The sequence below is a fragment of the Streptomyces sp. Tu 2975 genome (genome assembly GCF_009832925.1).
Lineage (GTDB): Bacteria > Actinomycetota > Actinomycetes > Streptomycetales > Streptomycetaceae > Streptomyces.
This window is the reverse complement of the sequence record NZ_CP047140.1, coordinates 5371745-5391774: the sequence shown is the minus strand read 5'-3', so window position 1 is coordinate 5391774 and position 20030 is coordinate 5371745. Positions and strand designations below refer to the sequence as shown.

General features: G+C 72.9%; 15 protein-coding genes and 2 pseudogenes. 5 read left to right on the top strand and 12 right to left on the bottom strand.

Annotated elements, in window-relative coordinates:
• Positions 1–140: 140 nt before the first annotated feature.
• Complete coding sequence (locus GLX30_RS23830; protein WP_244258491.1) at positions 141–1268, bottom strand: PfkB family carbohydrate kinase; 1128 nt, start codon at positions 1266–1268, stop codon at positions 141–143.
• Positions 1269–1465: 197 nt separating this feature from the next.
• Between GLX30_RS23830 and GLX30_RS23825 the strand changes: the two genes are divergently transcribed.
• Positions 1466–2764, top strand: coding sequence for a glucarate dehydratase family protein (locus GLX30_RS23825; RefSeq protein ID WP_159692157.1), 1299 nt, complete (start codon positions 1466–1468; stop codon positions 2762–2764).
• A 93-nt stretch (positions 2765–2857) separates the two neighbouring features.
• Here GLX30_RS23825 and GLX30_RS23820 read toward each other — a convergent pair whose 3' ends face one another.
• A complete protein-coding gene (locus GLX30_RS23820) occupies positions 2858–3523 on the bottom strand; it encodes a TetR/AcrR family transcriptional regulator (protein ID WP_159692155.1) in 666 nt (221 codons plus the stop codon).
• Between the two features lie 153 nt (positions 3524–3676).
• On the opposite strand from GLX30_RS23820, the gene GLX30_RS23815 reads away from it, so the two are divergent.
• On the top strand, positions 3677–4975 hold the full coding sequence (locus GLX30_RS23815; protein WP_159692153.1) for a PQQ-binding-like beta-propeller repeat protein: 1299 nt from the start codon (positions 3677–3679) through the stop codon (positions 4973–4975).
• A gap of 54 nt (positions 4976–5029) precedes the next feature.
• Here GLX30_RS23815 and GLX30_RS23810 read toward each other — a convergent pair whose 3' ends face one another.
• The 4 genes and pseudogenes from GLX30_RS23810 to GLX30_RS23800 all read right to left on the bottom strand — a co-directional run bounded on the left by GLX30_RS23810 (position 5030) and on the right by GLX30_RS23800 (position 10222).
• Positions 5030–5938: a ribonuclease Z gene (locus GLX30_RS23810; protein WP_167306926.1), complete on the bottom strand. Its 909-nt coding sequence runs from the start codon at positions 5936–5938 to the stop codon at positions 5030–5032.
• Positions 5939–5989: 51 nt separating this feature from the next.
• Positions 5990–6313: pseudogene (locus GLX30_RS35455) on the bottom strand (histidine triad nucleotide-binding protein); the annotation flags it as partial.
• A gap of 133 nt (positions 6314–6446) precedes the next feature.
• Positions 6447–9649 (bottom strand): annotated as a pseudogene (locus GLX30_RS23805) (PDZ domain-containing protein).
• Positions 9650–9694: 45 nt separating this feature from the next.
• Entirely contained in the window at positions 9695–10222 is a 528-nt protein-coding gene (locus GLX30_RS23800) for a hypothetical protein (protein ID WP_159692149.1), read from the bottom strand.
• A gap of 74 nt (positions 10223–10296) precedes the next feature.
• On the opposite strand from GLX30_RS23800, the gene GLX30_RS23795 reads away from it, so the two are divergent.
• The gene (locus GLX30_RS23795; protein WP_159692147.1) at positions 10297–10689 is read left to right on the top strand and encodes a hypothetical protein; all 393 of its coding nucleotides are present in this window, start codon (positions 10297–10299) and stop codon (positions 10687–10689) included.
• A 48-nt stretch (positions 10690–10737) separates the two neighbouring features.
• Here the strand turns inward: GLX30_RS23795 and GLX30_RS23790 are convergent, their stop codons facing one another.
• From GLX30_RS23790 to hrcA, 4 genes are all read right to left on the bottom strand, one after another.
• A complete protein-coding gene (locus GLX30_RS23790; RefSeq protein ID WP_159692145.1) occupies positions 10738–11481 on the bottom strand; it encodes a 16S rRNA (uracil(1498)-N(3))-methyltransferase in 744 nt (247 codons plus the stop codon).
• The gene (locus GLX30_RS23785; protein WP_159692143.1) at positions 11481–12557 is read right to left on the bottom strand and encodes a nitronate monooxygenase; all 1077 of its coding nucleotides are present in this window, start codon (positions 12555–12557) and stop codon (positions 11481–11483) included. The genes GLX30_RS23790 and GLX30_RS23785 overlap by 1 nt, the downstream gene beginning before the upstream one ends.
• 129 nt (positions 12558–12686) lie before the next feature.
• Positions 12687–13823 (bottom strand): molecular chaperone DnaJ, encoded by a 1137-nt coding sequence (gene dnaJ / locus GLX30_RS23780; protein WP_159692141.1) that lies wholly within the window; start codon positions 13821–13823, stop codon positions 12687–12689.
• Positions 13824–14849 (bottom strand): heat-inducible transcriptional repressor HrcA, encoded by a 1026-nt coding sequence (hrcA, locus tag GLX30_RS23775; RefSeq protein WP_159692139.1) that lies wholly within the window; start codon positions 14847–14849, stop codon positions 13824–13826. It abuts the gene before it with no gap.
• Positions 14850–15035: 186 nt separating this feature from the next.
• Here hrcA and GLX30_RS23770 point away from each other — a divergent pair, with 186 nt between their 5' ends.
• Positions 15036–15758 (top strand): MBL fold metallo-hydrolase, encoded by a 723-nt coding sequence (locus GLX30_RS23770; RefSeq protein ID WP_159692137.1) that lies wholly within the window; start codon positions 15036–15038, stop codon positions 15756–15758.
• 26 nt (positions 15759–15784) lie between these two features.
• Entirely contained in the window at positions 15785–16591 is an 807-nt protein-coding gene (locus GLX30_RS23765; RefSeq protein WP_159692135.1) for a DUF3097 domain-containing protein, read from the top strand.
• A gap of 40 nt (positions 16592–16631) precedes the next feature.
• Here the strand turns inward: GLX30_RS23765 and hemW are convergent, their stop codons facing one another.
• Positions 16632–17864, bottom strand: coding sequence for a radical SAM family heme chaperone HemW (hemW, locus tag GLX30_RS23760; protein WP_159692133.1), 1233 nt, complete (start codon positions 17862–17864; stop codon positions 16632–16634).
• A 14-nt stretch (positions 17865–17878) separates the two neighbouring features.
• Positions 17879–19924 carry an ATP-binding SpoIIE family protein phosphatase gene (locus GLX30_RS23755; RefSeq protein WP_159695214.1) on the bottom strand — a complete coding sequence of 682 codons (2046 nt, stop codon included), beginning with the start codon at positions 19922–19924 and terminating at the stop codon, positions 17879–17881.
• Between the last annotated feature and the right edge of the window lie 106 nt (positions 19925–20030).

Below are 20030 nucleotides of genomic sequence, written 5' to 3'. Positions count from 1 at the left end.
GGGTTCTCGCTGCTCGACAACCTCTGGAACACCAAGGGTACGACGCGCCGCTGACAAGGCCGAAGGCTTTTACGGGTCCGCTCTCCGCCGCTCCGGGCCCTGACCCCTTCCACGGCGCAGCGGACGCGGAGGGGCTTCTGTCAGGCGGAGCGCCCGAAGCCGATCGTCGGGACCGCGCGGCGCAGCGGCCAGGGCCTGGCGGGCGCGGGCAGCAGCCGCTCGAGGAAGCCGTAGCGGCTCAGGGCCGCCGGGTCCTGGCCCGACGTGGCCTGCACCTGCTGCCACCAGGCGGCGACCTCGGACCAGCCGGGCGCGGAGAGGGAGCCGCCGAACTCCTGCACGGACAGGGCGGCGGTCAGACCGGCGAAGGCGAGGCGGTCGGCGAGCGGCCAGCCCGCCAGCGTGCCGGTGACGAATCCGGCCACGAACACGTCGCCCGCGCCCGTCGGGTCCAGTGCCTCCACGCTGAGGGCCGGGATCTCGGCGCTCTCGCCGGTGGCGCCGTCGACCGCGTACGCCCCTTCGGCGCCCAGGGTGACGACCGCGAGCGGTACCCGGTCGGTGAGGGCGCGGGCGGCGGCGCGCGGGCAGTCGGTGCGGGTGTAGCGCATCGCTTCCGCCGCGTTGGGCAGGAACGCCTCGCAGTGCTCCAGGTCGGCCAGATCGTCCGGGTCCCAGCGGCCGGACTCGTCCCAGCCGACGTCGGCGAAGACCCGGGTGCCCTTGCGGGCGGCCTGGGCGATCCACTCCGCGCGGGTGCCCGGCGTGAGGGAGGCGACCGCGGCGCGGGCAGGCGGCGGGCAGTCGGGGGCCGACTCGGAGGGCGGGGCCTCGTGGCCGTGGGTGACCATGGTCCGTTCGCCTTCGTAGGCCATGGAGACGGTCACCGGGGAGTGCCAGCCGGGCACGGTGCGCGAGAGGCTCAGATCGATGCCCTCGCCCTGTTCGAGGGCGTCCCAGCAGTATTCGCCGTAGTGGTCGTCGCCGAAGGCCGCGGCGAGGGACGTGCGCAGCCCGAGGCGGGCGAGTGCGGTGGCCATGTTCGCGACACCGCCGGGGCTGGATCCCATGCCCCGCGCCCATGACTCGGTGCCGCGCACCGGTGCGGAGTCGAGTCCGGTGAAGATGATGTCGAGGAAGACGCTGCCGGTGAGATAGACGTCGCAGTCCGGATCGCCGGGCGCGCGCAGACCCGCGAGGGGGTCGAGGCAGGTGCTCGCGACGTCGCTCCGGCAGGTCGTCCTGGGCAGTTGCTCTCCGCTGCGAATGGTCACCGTGCGCGCTCCCATAAGTGGTGCAGTTCAAGCCAGTCTGCCCGACGGCGCCGACAGTCGGCCGGAAGGAAATACCCCGGCGGGTGCGGGCGCGCGGGCCGCACCGGGGCGAGCTTCGCACCATTGACGCTCGAGCGTTCGCGTACCTAACCTCTGTTCCCATACATGTACATACACTCTGGGGAGACAGCATGGGGCAGGACCTGACCGTCACCGAGGTACGGCTCACCCCGATCCTGGTAGCCGACCCTCCCCTGCTGAACACCCAAGGCGTGCACCAGCCGTACACCCCGCGGCTGATCGTCGAGATCGTGACCGCCGGCGGCGTGACCGGCGTCGGCGAGACCTACGGCGACACCAAGTACCTCGAACTGGCCGCTCCGCTGGCCGACTCGCTGCCCGGCTGCGCCGTCTCCGACGTCAACGCCCTGCACCGGCTGGCGGAACGCGTCTGCGGCGACTCGCCGGAGGCGACCGGCGCGGACGCCGTGGACGTCGGCGGGCTGCGCGGCGTACAGACCACGGACAAGCTGCGCCTGTCGGTCGTGTCCGGCTTCGAGGTGGCGTGCCTCGACGCGCTCGGCAAGAGCCTCGGGCTGCCCGTGCACGCCCTCCTGGGCGGCAAGGTCAGGGACGCAGTCGACTACAGCGCCTACCTGTTCTACCGCTGGGCCCGGCACCCGGGCGGTGCGGGCGAACCGGACGACTGGGGCGCCGCGCTCGACCCGGACGGCATCGTGGCCCAGGCCCGGCGCTTCGCCCGCGAGTACGGCTTCACGTCCTTCAAGCTCAAGGGCGGCGTCTTCGAACCGGAGCAGGAGATCGCCGCGGTCCGGGCGCTCGCGGAGGCGTTCCCCGGGCAGCATCTGCGACTCGATCCCAACGGCGCCTGGTCGGTGGAGACGTCGCTCGAGGTCGCGAGGGAGCTCGGCGGCGTCCTGCAGTATCTGGAGGACCCGGCCAGCGGTACGGCCCGGATGGCGGAGGTGGCCGCCGGCACGGACGTGCCCCTCGCGACGAACATGTGCGTGACCACCTTCGACGAGATCCCCGAGGCATTCGCCCGCGGCGCCGTGCAGGTGGTCCTCTCCGACCACCACTACTGGGGCGGGCTCCAGGCGACCCGGGAACTGGCCGCCGTCTGCCGGACGTTCGGCGTGGCACTGTCGATGCACTCCAACACCCATCTCGGCATCAGTCTCGCCGCGATGACGCATGTCGCGGCGGTCGTGCCGAACCTGGACCACGCCTGCGACAGCCACTACCCGTGGCAGACCGAGGACGTCATCACCGAGCGGCTCACCTTCCGGGACGGCCGCCTGGCCGTGAGCGACCTGCCCGGACTGGGCGTCGAGCTCGACCAGGAGCGGCTGGCACGGCTGCACCGGCGCTGGCTGGACGACGACGGCTCGATGCGTGAGCGGGACGACGCGGCGGCGATGCGGGTGGCGGAGCCGGGGTGGACCACACCGCCGGTGCCGCGCTGGTGAAGCCCGGGCGGGCCGGCCCGACACACAGGGGCCGGCCCGCCCGGAAGCGGCCGGACGACGCGGCGCCGCCGCGCGCAACGCAGCAGCGGGACGCTACGGAGCCCCCGCACGCCACGGCGCGGCCGGACGCAGGATGCCCAGCAGCATCCGGACCAGCTCGTCGACGAGGTCGTCGAGCGTCGCGTCGACCCACCCGACCGTCCAGTCGTGCAGCAGTCCGTTGACGCTGCCGATGAACGCGGCGGCCGCGACCCGGTAGTCGCGCGGATCCGCCTCCCCGCGCTCGACGGCCGTCGCGGCCTGCGCGCAGATGAAGTCCACCCAGCGGGCCCGGCGCGCCAGCCGCTGACGCTCCATCTGCGGGCTGACCCCGACGATCTCGAGGAACGTGATCCGGATACGCCGGGGATCGCGCGTCACGTTCGCCGCGTACGCGCGGAAGACGGCCGTCGCCCGCTCCGCCAGGGGCAGGTCGGCGGCCTCCGCGAGCGCGGCGAGCGCCGCCTCCTCCGCCCAGTCGTTGACCTGGAGGTGCAGTGCCGCGAGCACGTCCTCGAGGCCGCGGAACTCCTCGTAGAACTGACGGGTGGACAGGCCCGCCGCGTCGCTCAGCGCCGCGACGGTCGTGGCGCGGTAGCCGGGCGTGTCACCGAACAACCGGAGGCCGGCGTCGAGGAACCGGCTGCGCCGCTCCGCCCGGCGTTCCTCGGCCGACCTGCCTCCGTAACGGCCGGTGGGCTGTCTGACCCTGCCCGCCACTGGCGCCTCCCTCGTCGTCGCGGACTCATTTTCACGTGTCCGAAGTCTTGTGAAGCCTGCCACCGCTCGTTACTTTCCAGTAGCCCAATCTGAACGGATGCGTTTTCAGACTGCGCCCGCGCCATGGGGCCGCCCTTCATGGAAGGAACGACGATGTCTCTGTCCAGCACCAGGCGGGCCGTGGGTGCGGCCGTCGCCGCCCTGGCCCTGGCCGCCACCGGCTCGGTGACCGCCGACGCGTCGCCCGCGGCGGGAACTTCGGGACCGGCGGGAGTCACCGGACCGGCGGGCGAGCAGGCCGCGGGACTGCGGGAGGTGATGTTCGTCGGCAACAACTGGGACGGCACCGCCGATGTCATCGAGGCCCGGGGCGACTTCGCGAAGATCGGCCGTGTCGACGTCGTCCCCGACAAGGAGGAGCGACTGAGGGAGATCTACCTCAACCCCCTGAAGCTCGCCTTCTTCCTCGGTATCCGCCAAGGTCCCGGCGAGGGTCACGACCAGTTCGTCGACGACATGTACTCGACCCCGGACGGGTCCGCCATGGTCGTCTCCCGCCCCAGCTTCGCCGACGTCGTCTCGATCGACCTCGCCACCGGGAAGATCAACTGGCGCTTCCCCGTCTCCGGCTTCCGCTCCGACCACATGGCCGTCTCCCCCGACGGCACGCGCGTCGCCGTCTCCGCCTCGACGTCCAACACCGTGCACGTCCTCGACATCAGGACCGGCGAGCAGACCGGGTCGTTCAAGACCGGCGACAAGCCGCACGAGAACGTCTTCACCGACGGCGGCACGTACCTCTGGAACATGTCGATCGGCGAGGTCAACACAGCCCTCGACGCCCCGTGGCTCGACTGGACCAAGGGCGACCGGCGCATCACCGTCGTCGACACGCGGACCTACCAGCAGGTGAAGGTCATCGACATGCGGGAGCGGCTCGACGCCTTCGGCCGCGAGGACCTCTCCGACTCCGTCCGGCCCGTCGCCCTCACCCCTGACGAGTCCAAGCTCTACTTCCAGGTCTCGTTCTTCAACGGCTTCGTGGAGTACGACGTGGCCACGGACCGCGTGACCAGGGTCAAGACCCTGCCGAAGAACCCGGCGACCAGCGACGACCGCACGACCTGGGTCAACGACTCCCGCCACCACGGCATGTCCATGAGCCCCAAGGGCGACAAACTGTGCGTCGCGGGGACGATGGACGACTACGCCACCGTCGTCGACCGGGCGACCTTGCAGGAGAGCCCGCCGGTGCCCGCCTCCAAGCCCTACTGGGCGACCGTCAGCGGCGACGGCAGGTCCTGCGTCATCTCCGAGAGCGGCTCCGACTCGGTCACCGCGATCGACTTCGCCACCGGGAAGAAGGTCGCCTCCGTCGAGGTGGGGGACCATCCGCAGCGGGTGCGCATCGCCCATGTGCCGACCGGCTGGGCCGGTCCCGCCACACGCTGAACCGGCCCACGCCAACAGGAACCGCGCCGAGAACGGCCGTGAGGGGCCGTCGCCTCAGGACCGCTTGGGCACCGCAATGCGCCACAGGTCCCTGGCGACGGTCACCTCGCCGTCGAAACCGGCCGCCCTGGCCTGCCGCTCGAAGTCGGCGGCGGCGTCGGTGTAGCGCTGCGAGAAGTGCGTCAGCACGAGGTGGCGGACCCCTCCCCGGTGCGCGACAAGGCCCGCCTGACCTGCGGTCAGATGGCCGTGCTCCGCGGCGAGCCGGCCGTCCTCGTCGAGGAACGTCGACTCGATGACGAGCATGTCGCAGCCCTCCGCGAGCACATGCACGCCGTCGCAGAGCCGGGTGTCCATCACGAAGGCGAACCGCTGTCCCCGGCGCACCTCGCTCACGTCGTCGAGCGTGACGCCGCCGAGTTCGCCCTCCCGCTGGAGCCGGCCCACGTCCGGCCCCTTGATGCCGTGCGCGGCCAGCTTCTCGGGCAGCATCCGGCGGCCGTCCGGCTCGACGAGCCGGTAGCCGTACGACTCGACGGGGTGCGACAGCCGGTGCGCGTGGAGCGTGTACCCGCCGGTCCGCGCGACGACGCCGTCGGCGGCGACCGGGACCTCCTTCAGCTTCACCGTCTCGCGGTACGCGGTCGCGTACCGCAGCCGGTCGAAGAACCGCTGCCCGCTCGCCGGGTAGTGGGCGGACACCGGGTGCGGCACCTGGTCGAGGTTGATCCGCTGGATCACACCGGCGACACCGAGGGAGTGATCACCGTGGAAGTGCGTGACACAGATCCGGTTGATGTCGTGCGCGGACACCCCGGCGCGCAGCATCTGCCGCTGGGTGCCCTCGCCGGGATCGAAGAGGAGGCCCTCGCCGTCCCAGCGCAGGAGATAGCCGTTGTGGTTGCGGTGCCGGGTCGGGACCTGGCTGGCGGTGCCCAGCACCACGAGTTCGCGTACGGACACTCCGCGGTCCTCCGGTCTAGCCGGGGGCCACTCGAGGCCGCGGCCTCCGAGGACGTGCGCGTGGGCGTGGAAGACGGTCTGCCCGGCGCCGGTACCGGTGTTGAAGACGATCCGGTAGCCGCTCCGGTCCGCCTTCTCGTCGGCGGCGACCTGCCCGGCCGCGTGCAGCACGTCGGCGGCCAGCTGCGGCGCGCCGACGGCGAGGGAGGCGGCGTCCGGGTAGTGCGCCTTGGGGATGACGAGGACGTGCGTGGGGGCCTGCGGGTTTATGTCGCGGAAGGCGAGGGTGGTCTCCGTCTCACGGACGACCGTGGCGGGCACCTCCCCTGAGACGATCTTGCAGAACAGACAGTCCGCCTGCGGTTCTCCGGCCATTCCCCGGTCCTCCCTCGAGCTCGACCACTTCCGCCCGCATGCTATCGGCCCGGCCGCCCGCGGCACCGCTCGGGCGCGGCCCGCCCGTCTCCGGCCCGAGGGGCCGAGCGGGCGGGCCGGGGCCCGGCAGCGACTACGGCAGGGACGGCGGTTGCTTCGCCGGGGTCGACGCGAGCGCCTCCAGCGCCAGACGCACCGCCTCGTCCAGTTGCGGGTCGCGGCCCGCCGCATGGTCCTGCGGGGCGGGGACGACCTCGACGTCCGGGTCGACTCCGCGGTTCTCCACGTCCCAGCCGTAACCCTCCAGCCAGAAGGCGTACTTCGGCTGGGTGACCAGCGTGCCGTCCACGAGGGAGTAGCGGCTGTCGATGCCCACGACGCCTCCCCAGGTGCGGGTGCCGACCACGGGGCCGATGCCCAGCGCCTTGATCGCCGCGTTGACGATGTCGCCGTCGGATCCGGAGAACTCGTTGGCGACGGCGACGACCGGACCCCGCGGCGCGTCCAGCGGGTAACTCGACGGCTGCATGCCGCGCGGCAGGTCCCAGCCCACGATGCGGCGGGCCAGCTTCTCGACGACGAGCTGCGAGGTGTGGCCTCCGCGGTTCTCCCGTACGTCCACGACCAGGCCGTCCTTCGCCACCTCGACCCGCAGGTCGCGGTGGATCTGCGCCCAGCCGGGGGCCTGCATGTCGGGTACGTGCAGATAGCCCAGGCGCCCGCCGGACTTCTCGTGCACATAGGCGCGCCGGTCGGCGACCCACGCGTGGTACCGCAGGGGTTCCTCGTCGGCGAGGGGAACGACGACGGCGTGCCGGGGGTCGCCGCCGCCCGCCGGTGAGACGGTCAGTTCGACGGCCTTGCCGGCCGCGCCGACGAGCAGCGGGCCGGGCCCCCTGACCGGGTCGACGGGCCGGCCGTCCACGGCGAGCAGCGTGTCACCGGCGCGCAGGGCGACACCCGGAGCGGCCAGCGGCGAGTGTGCGTGGGGGTCGGAGGACTCGGACGGCAGGATGCGTTCGATGCGCCAACTGCCCTCGTTCGTACGCGAGATGTCCGCACCGAGCAGTCCCTGCCGGGTGGACGCGTCGCCGTGGTCGCCGTGCGGGATGACGTACGCGTGCGAGGTGCCGAGCTCGCCCTGAACCTCCCACAGCAGATCGACGAGGTCGTCGTGGGTGGCGACGCGGTCGAGGACGGGCCGGTAGCGCTCGAGGACGCCCGCCCAGTCGACACCGCCGAGGTCGGGCCGCCAGAAGTGGTCCCGCATGAGCCGCCCGGCCTCGTCGTACATCTGCCGCCATTCGGCGGCCGGTTCGACGGTGCGGCGCACCCGGGACAGGTCGACGGTGATGCTCGCGGCGCTGTCGTCGTCACCGTCGTCGTGCGATGCCTCGCGGTCGCTGGGAACGACCTTGAGCTTGTCGCGTGTGTACAGAAGCACCCGCTTGCCGTCGCCGCTGACACGGAAGTAGGAGGCGTCGGAGGCGAGTTCCTCGACCCGCTGCCGCCCCAGGTCGTACCGCTCAAGGGTGGTCCGGGGCCCTGGATCGTCAGGGGTGGCGCGGCCCGCGCCGAGGACGCCGCGCAGCGGGTGGCGCAGCCACAGCAGACCGTCCTTGGCGGCGCGCAAGGTCGAGTAGCTGGCGGCCTCGACCGGGAACGGCACGATGCGGTCGGCGAGCCCGTCGAGATCGATACGCGTGACGGGCGCCGTGCCGTCGTCCGTCTCCGACGAGCCGTCCTTGTCCGGATCGAAGGGCCGGCCGTGCCGCTGGGGGCCGAACGGCGAGGGCGTGGTCGCCGCCAGCGTGATCAGGTGCGGCCGGCACCCGCCGACGAAGGCCAGGTCGAAGACGTGCGCGTCGTAGACGGGGTCGAAGGCACGCTCCGAGAGGAACGCGAGATGCTTGCCGTCGAGGGTGAAGGCGGGCTGGAAGTCGGCGAACCGCAGCGGTGTCGCCTCGGAGACGGTCAGATCACCGGTGTTGGCGAGTTTGATCTGCCGTAGCGGGCTGGGGCCGGGGTGCGACCAGGCGAGCCATGCCGAGTCGGGCGAGAAGACGAGTCCGTCGGCGTCGCCGTGCTCGCTGCGGTCCACCTCGCGTACCTCCCCCGTCCCGCGCTCGACGAGGAGGACCCGGCCGTCGTGCGAGGCGACGGCGGCGCGGCTGCCGTCGGGGCCACGGCCAGTGCCAGTACCCGGCCGAGCCGGCCCGCGGCGAGCCTGCGCGGAGTGGCACCGGCTGCGGTACCGGTGGCGGGCGCGAACTCGAGCGCGTCGTCGCCCTCCGCGTCGGTCACCCAGACGACGTACTGCTCGCCGTCGACGCCGAACGTACGCGGCAGCCTCGCCCGTACGCCCGGTTCGACGGCGAGCGAACGCGCGGGCCCCTCGCGGTGGGTGACCCAGTGGATGCCGCCGCGGATCTCCACGGCGCTGCCGCGGCCGGTGTGGTCCGGGTCCGCCGCGCCCAGGTGGTGGCCGGCGTCGATCGGCCGGGGCTGGAGATCGGTGCGCTGGCCGCCGAGCCGGATGTCCAGGCGGCGCGGCTGCTCGCCGTCCAGGCCGTCGAGCAGCCACAGTTCGCCGGCGCAGGCATAGGCGACGCGGGTGCCGTCGGTCGCCGCGTGGCGGGCGTAGAAGCCGTCGAGGCCGGTGTGGCGGCGCAGGTCCGAGCCGTCGGGCAGCGACGAGTAGAGGGCGCCGACACCCTCGTGGTCGGAGAGGAACGCGACCCGCTCGCCCACCCACAGGGGGTACTCGACGTTCCCGTCGATGTCCTCGTGGAGGCGTACGAACTCGCCCTCGGTCTCCCCCTCGAGCCACAACTTGCCCGCCGTGCCACCGCGGTAGCGCTTCCAGGCCGCGGCCTCGCGCCCCATGGTCGCCGACAGCAGCAGGGTGCGGGGGCCGTACGCGACGCCACCGACGGGCCCGTACGGGAGGACATCGGCGGGTCCGCCGTCGAGCGGCACCGCGTGCGCCCAGGTGCGGCGCAGCGACGCCTGCCCGTGCGTGGTGAGCGCCAGGACCCGGCCGTCGGGGGTCCAGCCCCGTACCGAGGTCCGGTGGCTGCCCCAGTGGGTGAGCCGGTCGGAAGGGCCGCCGTCGACGGGCGCCAGGTGGACCTCCGGCGTGCCGTCGCGGAACGAGGACCAGGCGATACGGGTGCCGTCGGGGGAGATCCTGGGATGGTTCACGGGCATGTTGTCGGCGCTCACACGCCACGCCCGGCCGCCGTCGAGCGGCGCGACCCAGACGTCGTCCTCGGCGGTGAAGGCGATCAACTCGCCGTGCAGATGCGGATACCGGAGGTAGGCAGGGTGCGTCACACCGTCACCCTAGGCAGGTGAGAGCCTCAGGGTGCGGTTTTTGGATCACTTGGCCGGAACGGCGGTCACCGTTTCTGTGACGGTGACCGTGACGGTCGGGTACGGCCTCCCGGGATCGGAAGGATCGCCGGCCGGCGAACTGCTCGGTGCGGCGCTGCAGTCGCCGAGCATCGTCGCCCGGAAGACGATCTTCTTCTCGATCCTGGCGGTCAGATCGCCACGGACGCACTTTCCGCCGCGTTCCTCCGTCACCTTGCCGGTGACGGTGATGTCCTGACCGGACCCGGTCTCACCCTGGCAGTCCACGGAGGCACGGCCCGGACCGGAACCGGGCGAGGCGGTGGAACCGGGCGAGGCGGTGGCAGGGGTGTCGGCCTTCGCCGTGCAACTGAGCCAGGCGACGTCGAACGTGAGCCGCTCGAGCGTGCTCGTCGCGGTCAGATCGGTGGTGACGGCCACGGCACCGGTGTTCAGCCCTCCTGCGGTGGGCTCGCAGGCCACGAGGGCGGGAACTGCCGCTGCTGCGACGGCGATCGCGGCCAAGGCGCGCCGTGCTCTGGTCCGGGCGGGCATGAAGCCAGAGTGCCAGCACCGCCCCGCCGGTAAAAGAGTGGTTGCGGCCATGGTGCCGCCCGTACGGTCGGGCCATGGCCAGGAAGCTGTGGCGCGCCCGCCGCCTCGTCGTGGACGCGGGCAACGTGTACATGTGGTCGGTGCGGCACCGGCACACACGGGACGGCTCAGGCACCCGTGACTGCCGTACGACGCTGTCACTGTGGCGCGAGGGAACGCAGCAGCGCCTGGCGGTCGTCTTCCGGGAAGGTCCCGGCCGGGTCGTCTCCGGCGGGTACTTCGAGGCGGGTGCCGTGGTCTCCGGCGGTACGTGGCTGAATCTGCACGAGCCGGGCGTGGCACGGCGGTTCCTCGACGCGGCCACCGCCCGCGGCCTCCTGCCGGACACGCCGAGGACGGTCGAGACCGACGGGTGGCCGCTGTTCGACGCGGTGGCCGGCGATGTCCCGGCGGGCCCTGCGGGCTGAGCCGACGGGCCGCCCTTCCGGACTGCCGGGCAGACGGGGCGCCGCCGCTCAGGACCAGCGGCCGGTGCGCCCCAGCAGGAGCGCCGTCGCCGCCGTACCGGCCGTGGACGTACGCAGCACGCTGCGTCCCAGCCGGTACGGCCTTGCGCCCGCCTCCGCGAACTGGTCGAGCTCCTGCGGGGACACGCCCCCCTCGGGGCCGACCACGAGCACGATCGAGCCCTCCGTGGGGAGTTCCGCCGTGGCGAGCGGCATGGCGCCCTCCTCGTGGAGCACCGCGGCGAAGTCCGCGGCCGCCAGAAGTGCCGCGACCTGCTTGGTCGTTGCCTGCTCCGCGACCTCCGGGAAGCGGAGCCTGCGCGACTGCTTGCCCGCCTCACGGGCCGTCGCCCGCCACTTGGCGAGCGACTTCGCGCCGCGCTCGCCCTTCCACTGGGTGATGCAGCGCGCCGCCGACCACGGCACGACCGCGTCCACGCCGGTCTCGGTCATGGTCTCCACGGCGAGTTCGCCGCGGTCGCCCTTGGGCAGCGCCTGCACGACGGTGATGCGGGGCGCCGGCTGCGGCTCCTCGGGGCACTCGCGTACCTCGACCGTCAGACGGTCCTTGCCCTCGGTGGAGACGACGGTGCCCGACGCTCCGCGCCCGCCGCCGTCCGTGAGGACGATGTCCTCGCCCGGCTGGAGCCTGCGCACGGATACGGCGTGCCGCCCCTCCGGGCCGTCCAGGACGACGACCGCGCCGGGCGCGACGCCTGCGAGCGATTCGAAGAGGAAGACGGGAGCGGTCATCACACACCACCGCCGAGTGACAGCGCGGCACGCGCGGAGTCCGCCTCCGCGGCCAGCACCCCCACCAGCTGGGCGGCGGGCATCTCACGCGCCAGCCGGTGCCCCTGGCCCGCCCACAGCGACATGCCCTGCGCGTCGCCCGCCTTGGCGGCGGCCTTGCGCAGCCCGCTCGTCAGATGGTGCACCTCGGGGTACGCGGCCGGCGCGTACGGCCCGTGCTCCCGCATGAACCTGTTCACCAGGCCCCGCGCGGGCCGCCCGGAGAAGGCCCGGGTCATCTCGGTGCGCCCGAACAGCGGGTCGGTCATGGCCTGTTTGTGCACCGGGTGCGCTCCCGACTCGGGACACACCAGGAACGCGGTACCGAGCTGGGCGGCGCTCGCCCCGGCAGCCAGGACCGCGGCGATCTGATGGCCGCGCATCAGTCCGCCGGCGGCGATGACGGGCATCTGTACGGTCTCCTTCACCAGTGCGAGAAGCGCGAGCAGTCCGTACCCGGACCCGTCGGTCGCGGGATCGTCCCGGTGCGTGCCCTGATGGCCGCCGGCCTCGATGCCCTGCACGCACACCGCGTCGGCACCGGCCCACTGGGCCGCCTGCGCCTCCTCCGGCGTGGTGACGGTCACGATCGTGAAGGTGCCCGCCTTGCTGAACGACTCGAGGACGCTGCGCGAGGGACAGCCGAAGGTGAACGAGACGACCGGGACGGGGTCGTCGAGCAGGATCGCGAGCTTCGCGTCGTAGCCGTCGTCCCGTCCCCTGTCAGGATCACCGAGCGGCGTCTCGTACCAGGCGGACTCACCGGCGAGCTGGTCCCGGTAGACACCGACGGCGGCGGGGTCGGCGATGCCGGGCTGCGGCATGAACAGGTTGACGCCGAAGGGCCGCGCGGTGAGCCCGCGGACATGTTTGACCTCTTCGTACATCCCGTCCGCCGTCTTGTACCCGGCGGCCAGGAAGCCCAGCCCACCGGTCTCCGACACGGCGGCGACCAACTGCGGACAGGAAGCGCCGCCGGCCATGGGTGCCTGCACGATCGGATGACGGCAGAGGCCGGCCAGCGCGGATGACGACATGCACGCATCGTGCCACGTCCCCCGCGACGGGTCCGAATCCCCCATTCCGCCTGAGCCCGCACCGGCCCCGGGGGCAGCGGAAAGGGGTGGGGCGGCTCCGCGCACGGAGCCGCCCCGCCCGCCCTCGGGCTATCGCCCGTTGAACGCGTCCTTCAGCCGCGAGAACAGCCCCTGCTGACCCGGCTGGAACTGGCCCAGCGGCCGCTCCTCGCCCCGCAGCTTGGCCAGGTCCCTCAGCAGTCGCTCCTGCTCCACGTCGAGCTTCGTCGGCGTCGTCACCTCGACATGCACGATCAGGTCGCCCCGGCCGCCGCCGCGCAGGTGCGTGATGCCGCGGCCGTGCAGGGGGATCGACTGGCCGGACTGCGTGCCCGGACGGATGTCGACCTCCTCCACGCCGTCGAGCGTCTCGAGCGGGCACTTCGTGCCCAGCGCCGCCGCGGTCATGGGGATCGTCACCGTGCAGTGCAGGTCGTCGCCGCGTCGCTGGAAGACGGGGTGGGCGACCTCGTGGATCTCGACGTACAGGTCACCGGCGGGGCCGCCGCCGGGGCCGACCTCGCCCTCGCCCGCGAGCTGGATCCGGGTGCCGTTGTCGACACCGGCCGGGATCTTCACGGTCAGCGTCCGCCGCGACCGGACCCGGCCGTCGCCGGCGCACTCGGGGCACGGCGTCGGCACGACCGTGCCGAAGCCCTGGCACTGCGGGCAGGGCCGCGACGTCATGACCTGGCCCAGGAAGGACCGCGTCACCTGCGAGACCTCGCCGCGCCCGCGGCACATGTCGCAGGTCTGCGCCGATGTGCCGGGCGCCGCGCCCTCGCCGGAGCAGGTCGTGCAGACGACGGCCGTGTCGACCTGGATGTCCTTCGTGGTACCGAAGGCCGCTTCGTTGAGCTCGATCTCCAGCCGGATCATCGCGTCCTGGCCGCGGCGGGTACGCGAGCGCGGTCCGCGCTGCGACGCCGTGCCGAAGAAGGCGTCCATGATGTCGGAGAAGTTGCCGAAGCCGCCGGCGCCGAAGCCTCCGGCGCCGCCGCCTCCGGCCTGCGAGAGCGGGTCACCGCCGAGGTCGTAGACCTGCTTCTTCTGCGGGTCCGAGAGCACCTCGTACGCGGCGTTGATCTCCTTGAAGCGCTCCTGCGTCTTCGGATCCGGATTCACGTCCGGGTGGAGTTCGCGCGCGAGGCGGCGGAAGGCCTTCTTGATCTCGTCCTGCGATGCGTCGCGGCGTACGCCGAGTACGGCGTAGTAGTCCGTGGCCACTTACGACTCCGCCAGGATCTGTCCGACGTAACGTGCCACTGCGCGTACCGCTCCCATCGTTCCGGGGTAGTCCATGCGGGTCGGTCCGACCACGCCGAGTTTCGCTACTGCCTCGTCGCCCGAACCGTAGCCGACCGAGACCACGGACGTGGAGTTGAGGCCTTCATGGGCGTTCTCGTGACCGATACGTACGGTCATGCCCATACCGCCCGACTCGTTCGCCTCGCCGAGCAGCTTGAGGAGCACCACATGCTCCTCGAGCGCCTCCAGCACCGGCCGGATGGTCAGCGGGAAGTCGTGCCCGAAGCGGGTCAGATTGGCGGTGCCGCCGATCACGAGCCGCTCCTCGGTCTCCTCGACCAGGGTCTCGAGCAGTGTGGAGAGCACCGTGGAGACGGTGCCGCGGTCCTCGTGCTCGAAGGATTCGGGAAGGTCCTGCACCAGCTGCGGCACGTCCGCGAAGCGGCGTCCCACGACCCGGCTGTTGAGCCGGGCCCGCAGGTCCGCGAGCGAGGCGTCGCCGAACGGGGCGGGGCAGTCGATCATGCGCTGCTCGACCCGGCCCGTGTCCGTGATCAGCACGAGCATCAGGCGGGCGGGCGCGAGGGAGAGGAGCTCCACGTGCCGGACCGTGGACCGGGTCAGCGACGGGTACTGGACGACGGCGACCTGCCGGGTCAGCTGAGCCAGCAGCCGCACCGTACGTCCCACGACGTCGTCGAGGTCGACCGCCCCGTCCAGGAAGTTCTGGATGGCGCGGCGCTCCGGCGACGACAGCGGCTTGACGCCGGCCAGCCGGTCGACGAACAGCCGGTATCCCTTGTCCGTGGGGATCCGCCCGGCGCTCGTGTGGGGCTGGGCGATGAAACCCTCTTCCTCCAGCACGGCCATGTCGTTGCGGACGGTGGCCGGGGAGACACCGAGCTTGTGACGCTCGGTGAGGGCCTTGGAGCCGACAGGCTCCTCGGTGCCGACATAGTCCTGGACGATGGCGCGCAGCACCTCGAGCCTGCGTTCGCTGAGCATTCGCGCACCTCCAGCTGTGGTTCCTCTGTGTGTCCTGGCACTCGGTGCGCCCGAGTGCCAGCATTCCCCCGGCCAGTGTACGGCTGCCGGGTACGCGGGTAGCAAGGGTGGCCGACCGTGCGGTCGGACACGCGCTCGTGCGGCCCGCGCAGGTCGATGCGGATGTGATGCGGATAGCGTCGCCGTATGGACGTCAGTTGGGAAGACTTCGGCTGGGAACGGCTGGCCGAGGGGGTCGGCCGCCGCCGCCTCCCGAGGTGGGACGCGACCGTCGGCCTGGTCGCCGGCGAGGACGCTGTGCTGCTGTACGACACGGGCTCCACGCTCCGTGAAGGGGCCGAGCTGCGGGCCCAGGCGCAGGCGCTGCTGGGCGGGCGCCGCGTGACGCACATCGCACTCAGCCATCCCCACTTCGACCATGTGCTGGGCACGGCGGCCTTCGCGGGGGCGGAGGTGTACGGGGCCGTGGGCATGGACACACTGCTGCGCCGGGAGCGGGACGCGATCCGCGCGTCCGCGATCCGGCACGGGGTCGCTGCCGAGGAGGCGGCGGAGGCCGCGGACATGGTGGTGGCGCCGCAGCATGCGGTGTGCGGGGAGTGGACGCTCGACCTGGGAGGCCGCCAGGTGCTGCTGGCCAATGTGGGCCCCGGCCACACGGGCCACGACCTGGCGCTGCTGGTGCCCGCCGAACGGGAAGTGGTCTTCTGCGGAGACCTGGTGGAGGAGTCCGGTGAGCCGCAGGCCGGCCGGGACGCCGTCGGGCCACAGTGGCCCGCCGCCCTCGACAGGCTGCTGACCCTCGGCGGCGAGGACGCCCTGTACGTCCCCGGGCACGGCGCGGTGGTGGACGCGGCGTTCGTACGGGCCCAGCGCGACGAACTGGCGGCGCGTTTCGGCGTGTCGTAGCGGCGTGCGGCCGTATCGTCGTGCGAATGCGCAGCTACAGCCCTGATCTCACACCGCCGTGGAAGCGGTCGAAGCCCGTGCCGGAGGTCCCTGCCGACCCTGAGCTGGTGGTCGAGGAGGTGTCGACCGGCTTCTGCGGCGCCGTGATCCGCTGCGAGGCGGGGACGGTCACCCTGGAGGACCGCTTCGGCAAGCACCGCGTGTTCCCGCTCGAGCCGCGGGGCTTCCTGCTGGAGGGCAAGGTCGTCACGCTGGTCCGTCCGGCCCCGTCGGCCCCGTCCCGTCCGTCCCGTACCGCCTCCGGCTCTCTCGCCGTTCCCGGCGCCCGGGCCCGGGTCGCCCGCGCGGGCCGCATCTACGTGGAGGGCCGCCACGACGCCGAGCTCGTTGAGCGGGTGTGGGGCGACGACCTGCGGATCGAGGGCGTGGTGGTCGAGTACCTGGAGGGCGTCGACGACCTGCCGTCGATCGTCGCGGACTTCTCCCCCGGTCCGGACGCCCGCCTCGGCGTCCTGGTGGACCACCTGGTCGAGGGCTCCAAGGAGTCCCGAATCGCGGCCTCGGTCAGCGACCCGCACGTGCTGGTGGTGGGCCACCCGTACATCGACGTGTGGGAGGCGGTGAAGCCTGCTTCCGTGGGCATCCCGGCGTGGCCCACGGTGCCGCGCGGCCAGGACTGGAAGACGGGCGTGTGCCGCGCCCTCGGCTGGCCGGAGAACACGGGCGCGGCCTGGCAGCACATCCTCTCCAAGGTCCGTTCCTACAAGGACCTGGAGCCTGCTCTGCTGGGGCGGGTCGAGGAGCTGATCGACTTCGTGACGGTGTCCGACTAGGACCTGTCCGGCCGCCGGGGTCGGACACTCCGGCGGGTGATCAGTCCACGAGGTCCCGCACCACCGCGTCCGCCAGCAGCCGTCCCCGCAGGGTCAGCACCGCGCGCCCGGCCCCGTACGGGCCGGGCTCCAGCAACCCGTCGGCCAGCGAACGGGCGGCCGCCGCGAGGCCCGCCTCACGCAGGAGGTCCAGCGGCACGCCGTCCCGCAGGCGCAGCTCGAGCAGGATCCGCTCCACGCGGCGGTCCTCGTCGGGGAGGAGCTCGCGCCCGGCGCCGGGTGAGCGGCCCTCCGCCAGGGCTGCCGCGTACGCGCCCGGGTGCTTGACGTTCCACCAGCGCACGCCGCCGACGTGGCTGTGCGCACCAGGGCCGGCGCCCCACCAGTCGGCGCCGCGCCAGTACAGCTCGTTGTGCAGGCAGCGGCCTTCCGGCGAGGTGGCCCAGTTGGAGACCTCGTACCAGTCGTAGCCGGCCGCGCCGAGCACCTCGTCGGCGATCAGGTAGCGGTCGGCGTGGACGTCGTCGTCGGTCATGGGCACCTCGCCGCGGCGGATGCGCCGCGCGAGCTGTGTGCCCTCCTCCACGATCAGCGCGTACGCCGACACATGGTCCGGTCCCGCGCCGACTGCGGACTCCAGCGAGGCCCGCCAGTCGTCGTCGCTCTCGCCCGGGGTGCCGTAGATCAGGTCGAGGTTCACATGGTCGAAGCCCGCGGCCCGCGCCTCCGCCACGCACGCCTCCGGCCGGCCGGGGGTGTGGGTGCGGTCGAGCACCTTCAGCACGTGCTGCCGTGCGCTCTGCATGCCGAAGGAGACGCGGTTGAAGCCGCCCTCCCGCAGGGCCGCCAGATAGGCGGGGTCGACGGACTCCGGGTTCGCCTCCGTCGTGATCTCCGCGTCGTCGGCGAGACCGAACTCCTGCCGCACCACGTCCAGCATCCGTACGAGATCACCGGCGGCCAGCAGCGTCGGTGTGCCCCCGCCGACGAACACCGTCCGCACCGGCCGCGGATCGTCGCCGAGGATCTTGCGGGCGAGGCGGACCTCGTCCGCCAGGGTCTCCGCGTAGTTGTCGCGGGAGGCGAGCACTCCCCCGGAGCCGCGCAGCTCGGTGGCCGTGTAGGTGTTGAAGTCGCAGTAGCCGCAGCGCGTCGCGCAGTACGGCACGTGCAGGTAGAAGGCCAGCGGCCGGGCTTCGGCGCCCTGGAGGGCGGACGCGGGCAGCGCGCCGTCCTCGGGCATGGGCTCGCCGTCAGGCAGTACGGAAGGCATGCCCCCATTGTCCGTCACCCGGCAGGTCGCCCCGCCTGGAGCACCAGCAGCGCCAGATCGTCCCCGGGCGGTGTCGGCGCGAACGCGTGCACCGCGGCCCTGATCCGCTCGGCGACACCCTGCGCCGTGAGCCCGGCGCAGCCGGAAAGGACGGCCGCGAGACCGTCCTCGTCGTCGAACATCCGCGGTCCCGAGCGCCGCTCGGTCACCCCGTCGGTGACGCACAGCAGCGTGTCACCGGGCTCCAGGTCGAAGGTGTGGCTCTGGTACGCGACGTCGTCGACGACCCCGAGCAGCACCTGCGGCTCGGCGAGTGCCCGTACGGTGCCGTCGGGCCGGAGCAGCAGGGGCAGCGGGTGTCCGGCGCTCGCCAGGGTGCAGCGGGCGCCGCCGTCGCCGGACGGTGACGGCACGACCTGCCCGTACAGCAGCGAGAGGAAGCGCGCGTGCTGCCCGTCCGGGAGGCCCGGCCCGTGCCCGCCGGTGACGATCAGGGCCGCCGCCTCCGCCGCCTCCATCGCGTCGTCGAGGAGGAGGCCGTTGAGCCGGTCGAGGACCTGACCGACCTCGTAGCCCTCGCGGGCGAGCAGTCGCAGCCAGGGCCTGGCGAGCCCGGTGACGACGGCGGCCTCCGGCCCGCTGCCCTGGACGTCGCCGAGCATGAAGCACCAGCGGCCGCCGGACCCGGCGGGGAAGACGTCGTAGAAGTCGCCGCCGGCGACACCGTCGTCACTTGGCTCGTAGACCAGGAACGTGTCGACGCCCGGGATCTGCCCCACCCGGCTCGGCAGCAGGCCGCGCTGGAGGACCCGGCTGATGGTGGCCTGGCGGGTGTACCGGCGGGCGGCGCTGACGGCCAGGGCGACCCGCCGGGCGAAGTCCTCGATGAGGGCGGCCACTTCTGCGGGGACGCCCGCCGGGCCGTTCTGCGCGACGAGCAGCACGCCGAGACGGTGGCCGCCGACGCCGAGGCGGTACGCCAGGGCGGTGGCCGGTTCCGCCTCCGCGGGCAGGGGCCCGGCCGGCTCGTGCGCGCCGGTGACGGCGGGCGGCCGGGGCAGGTGCGGCGCCCCGGCCGTTCCCCGCCTCCCGGGGGTGTCCTGCGCCGCCGGGCCGCCGTGCGGGGGCGCAGGAGGCCCGCCGCGGGTGCCGTGGGGCCATGCCACCGGCACCGGTCCGCCGTCCGACGTCAGCGGCAGCAGGGGCGGCTCCTCGCCCAGGGCCTCGCGCAGCGGCCCCACACGTGCCTCGTCGCAGTGCCACACCCCGACGAGCCGCGCCCTTCCTTTCCCGGTCCCGCGTCCGTGCCCCTGCGCCCCGCCGTCCAGCCAGATCGCACACCGGTCGGCGAGGCGCGGCACCAGCAGCTGGCCCGCCAGCGCGGCGACCATGTCCTCGTCCAGTTGCCCGGCAAGCAGGTCGGACGCCTCGGCGAGGAACGCGGGCGCCCCGCGGCTCACCCACTCCAGGTCGTCACGCCCGCGTCCCGGCGCGGACGTCTCCATGCCGTGCGCGCCCCGGGGTGCGAGCGGTGCCGAGTACGCGGCGGCGGGCGGGCGGATGTCACGGCCGTCGAGCGGGAGGCGGGCCCAGACGGTCTTCAGCGCGGCGTGGAAGGTGATGCCCCAGCGTTCCGCGAGGGAGGCGACGAGTTGGAGACCGCGGCCGTAGTCCGCGGTGCCGGACTCGTCGGCGCTGTGCGGCCCGCCGGTGACGGCGCTGGCGGGGTGGTGGTCGGAGACCTCGACCACCAGTGCGGCCGGTTCCTCGTGCGTGGACTCCTCGAAACGGCACAGCAGTTCCGCGGCGGTGCCGGCGTGGACGACGGCGTTGGTGACGAGCTCGCTGACGACGACGGCCGCGTCGTCGGCCAGCCGGTCGGCGCAGGAGCCGCCGGACAGGAGACCGAGACCCGTCCACCCGTCGACGGCGTCGCGTACGAAACGGCGTGCCGCGGCCGGGGCCAAGAGGTTGCCGGGCAGGCTGGTGTGCGCGACCAGCCTGGGGTCGGACCGTGCCGGCCACACGGGAGTCGAAGAGTTGCCGGTCTCGCGCTGCATCGGAATGGACCCCACCCGCGGCTCCTGGTCGGTGCTGGCATGCGCCGCTTATGACACCGACAGCGTGACAGACCGAGGGGGCTCATAAGCGCGGAGTCACCGAACT

What these genes read in the sequence shown, in the direction of transcription:
- hrcA (WP_159692139.1), bottom strand. Translation starts at nt 14,849, where the DNA reads ATGCTCAGCGAACGCAGGCTCGAGGTGCTGCGCGCCATCGTCCAGGAC.
- GLX30_RS23790 (WP_159692145.1), bottom strand. Translation starts at nt 11,481, where the DNA reads ATGACCGCTCCCGTCTTCCTCTTCGAATCGCTCGCAGGCGTCGCGCCC.
- GLX30_RS23755 (WP_159695214.1), bottom strand. Translation starts at nt 19,924, where the DNA reads ATGCAGCGCGAGACCGGCAACTCTTCGACTCCCGTGTGGCCGGCACGG.
- GLX30_RS23785 (WP_159692143.1), bottom strand. Translation starts at nt 12,557, where the DNA reads ATGTCGTCATCCGCGCTGGCCGGCCTCTGCCGTCATCCGATCGTGCAG.
- hemW (WP_159692133.1), bottom strand. Translation starts at nt 17,864, where the DNA reads ATGCCTTCCGTACTGCCTGACGGCGAGCCCATGCCCGAGGACGGCGCG.
- GLX30_RS23765 (WP_159692135.1), top strand. Translation starts at nt 15,785, where the DNA reads ATGCGCAGCTACAGCCCTGATCTCACACCGCCGTGGAAGCGGTCGAAG.
- GLX30_RS23800 (WP_159692149.1), bottom strand. Translation starts at nt 10,222, where the DNA reads ATGCCCGCCCGGACCAGAGCACGGCGCGCCTTGGCCGCGATCGCCGTC.
- GLX30_RS23770 (WP_159692137.1), top strand. Translation starts at nt 15,036, where the DNA reads ATGGACGTCAGTTGGGAAGACTTCGGCTGGGAACGGCTGGCCGAGGGG.
- GLX30_RS23825 (WP_159692157.1), top strand. Translation starts at nt 1,466, where the DNA reads ATGGGGCAGGACCTGACCGTCACCGAGGTACGGCTCACCCCGATCCTG.
- GLX30_RS23815 (WP_159692153.1), top strand. Translation starts at nt 3,677, where the DNA reads ATGTCTCTGTCCAGCACCAGGCGGGCCGTGGGTGCGGCCGTCGCCGCC.
- GLX30_RS23795 (WP_159692147.1), top strand. Translation starts at nt 10,297, where the DNA reads ATGGCCAGGAAGCTGTGGCGCGCCCGCCGCCTCGTCGTGGACGCGGGC.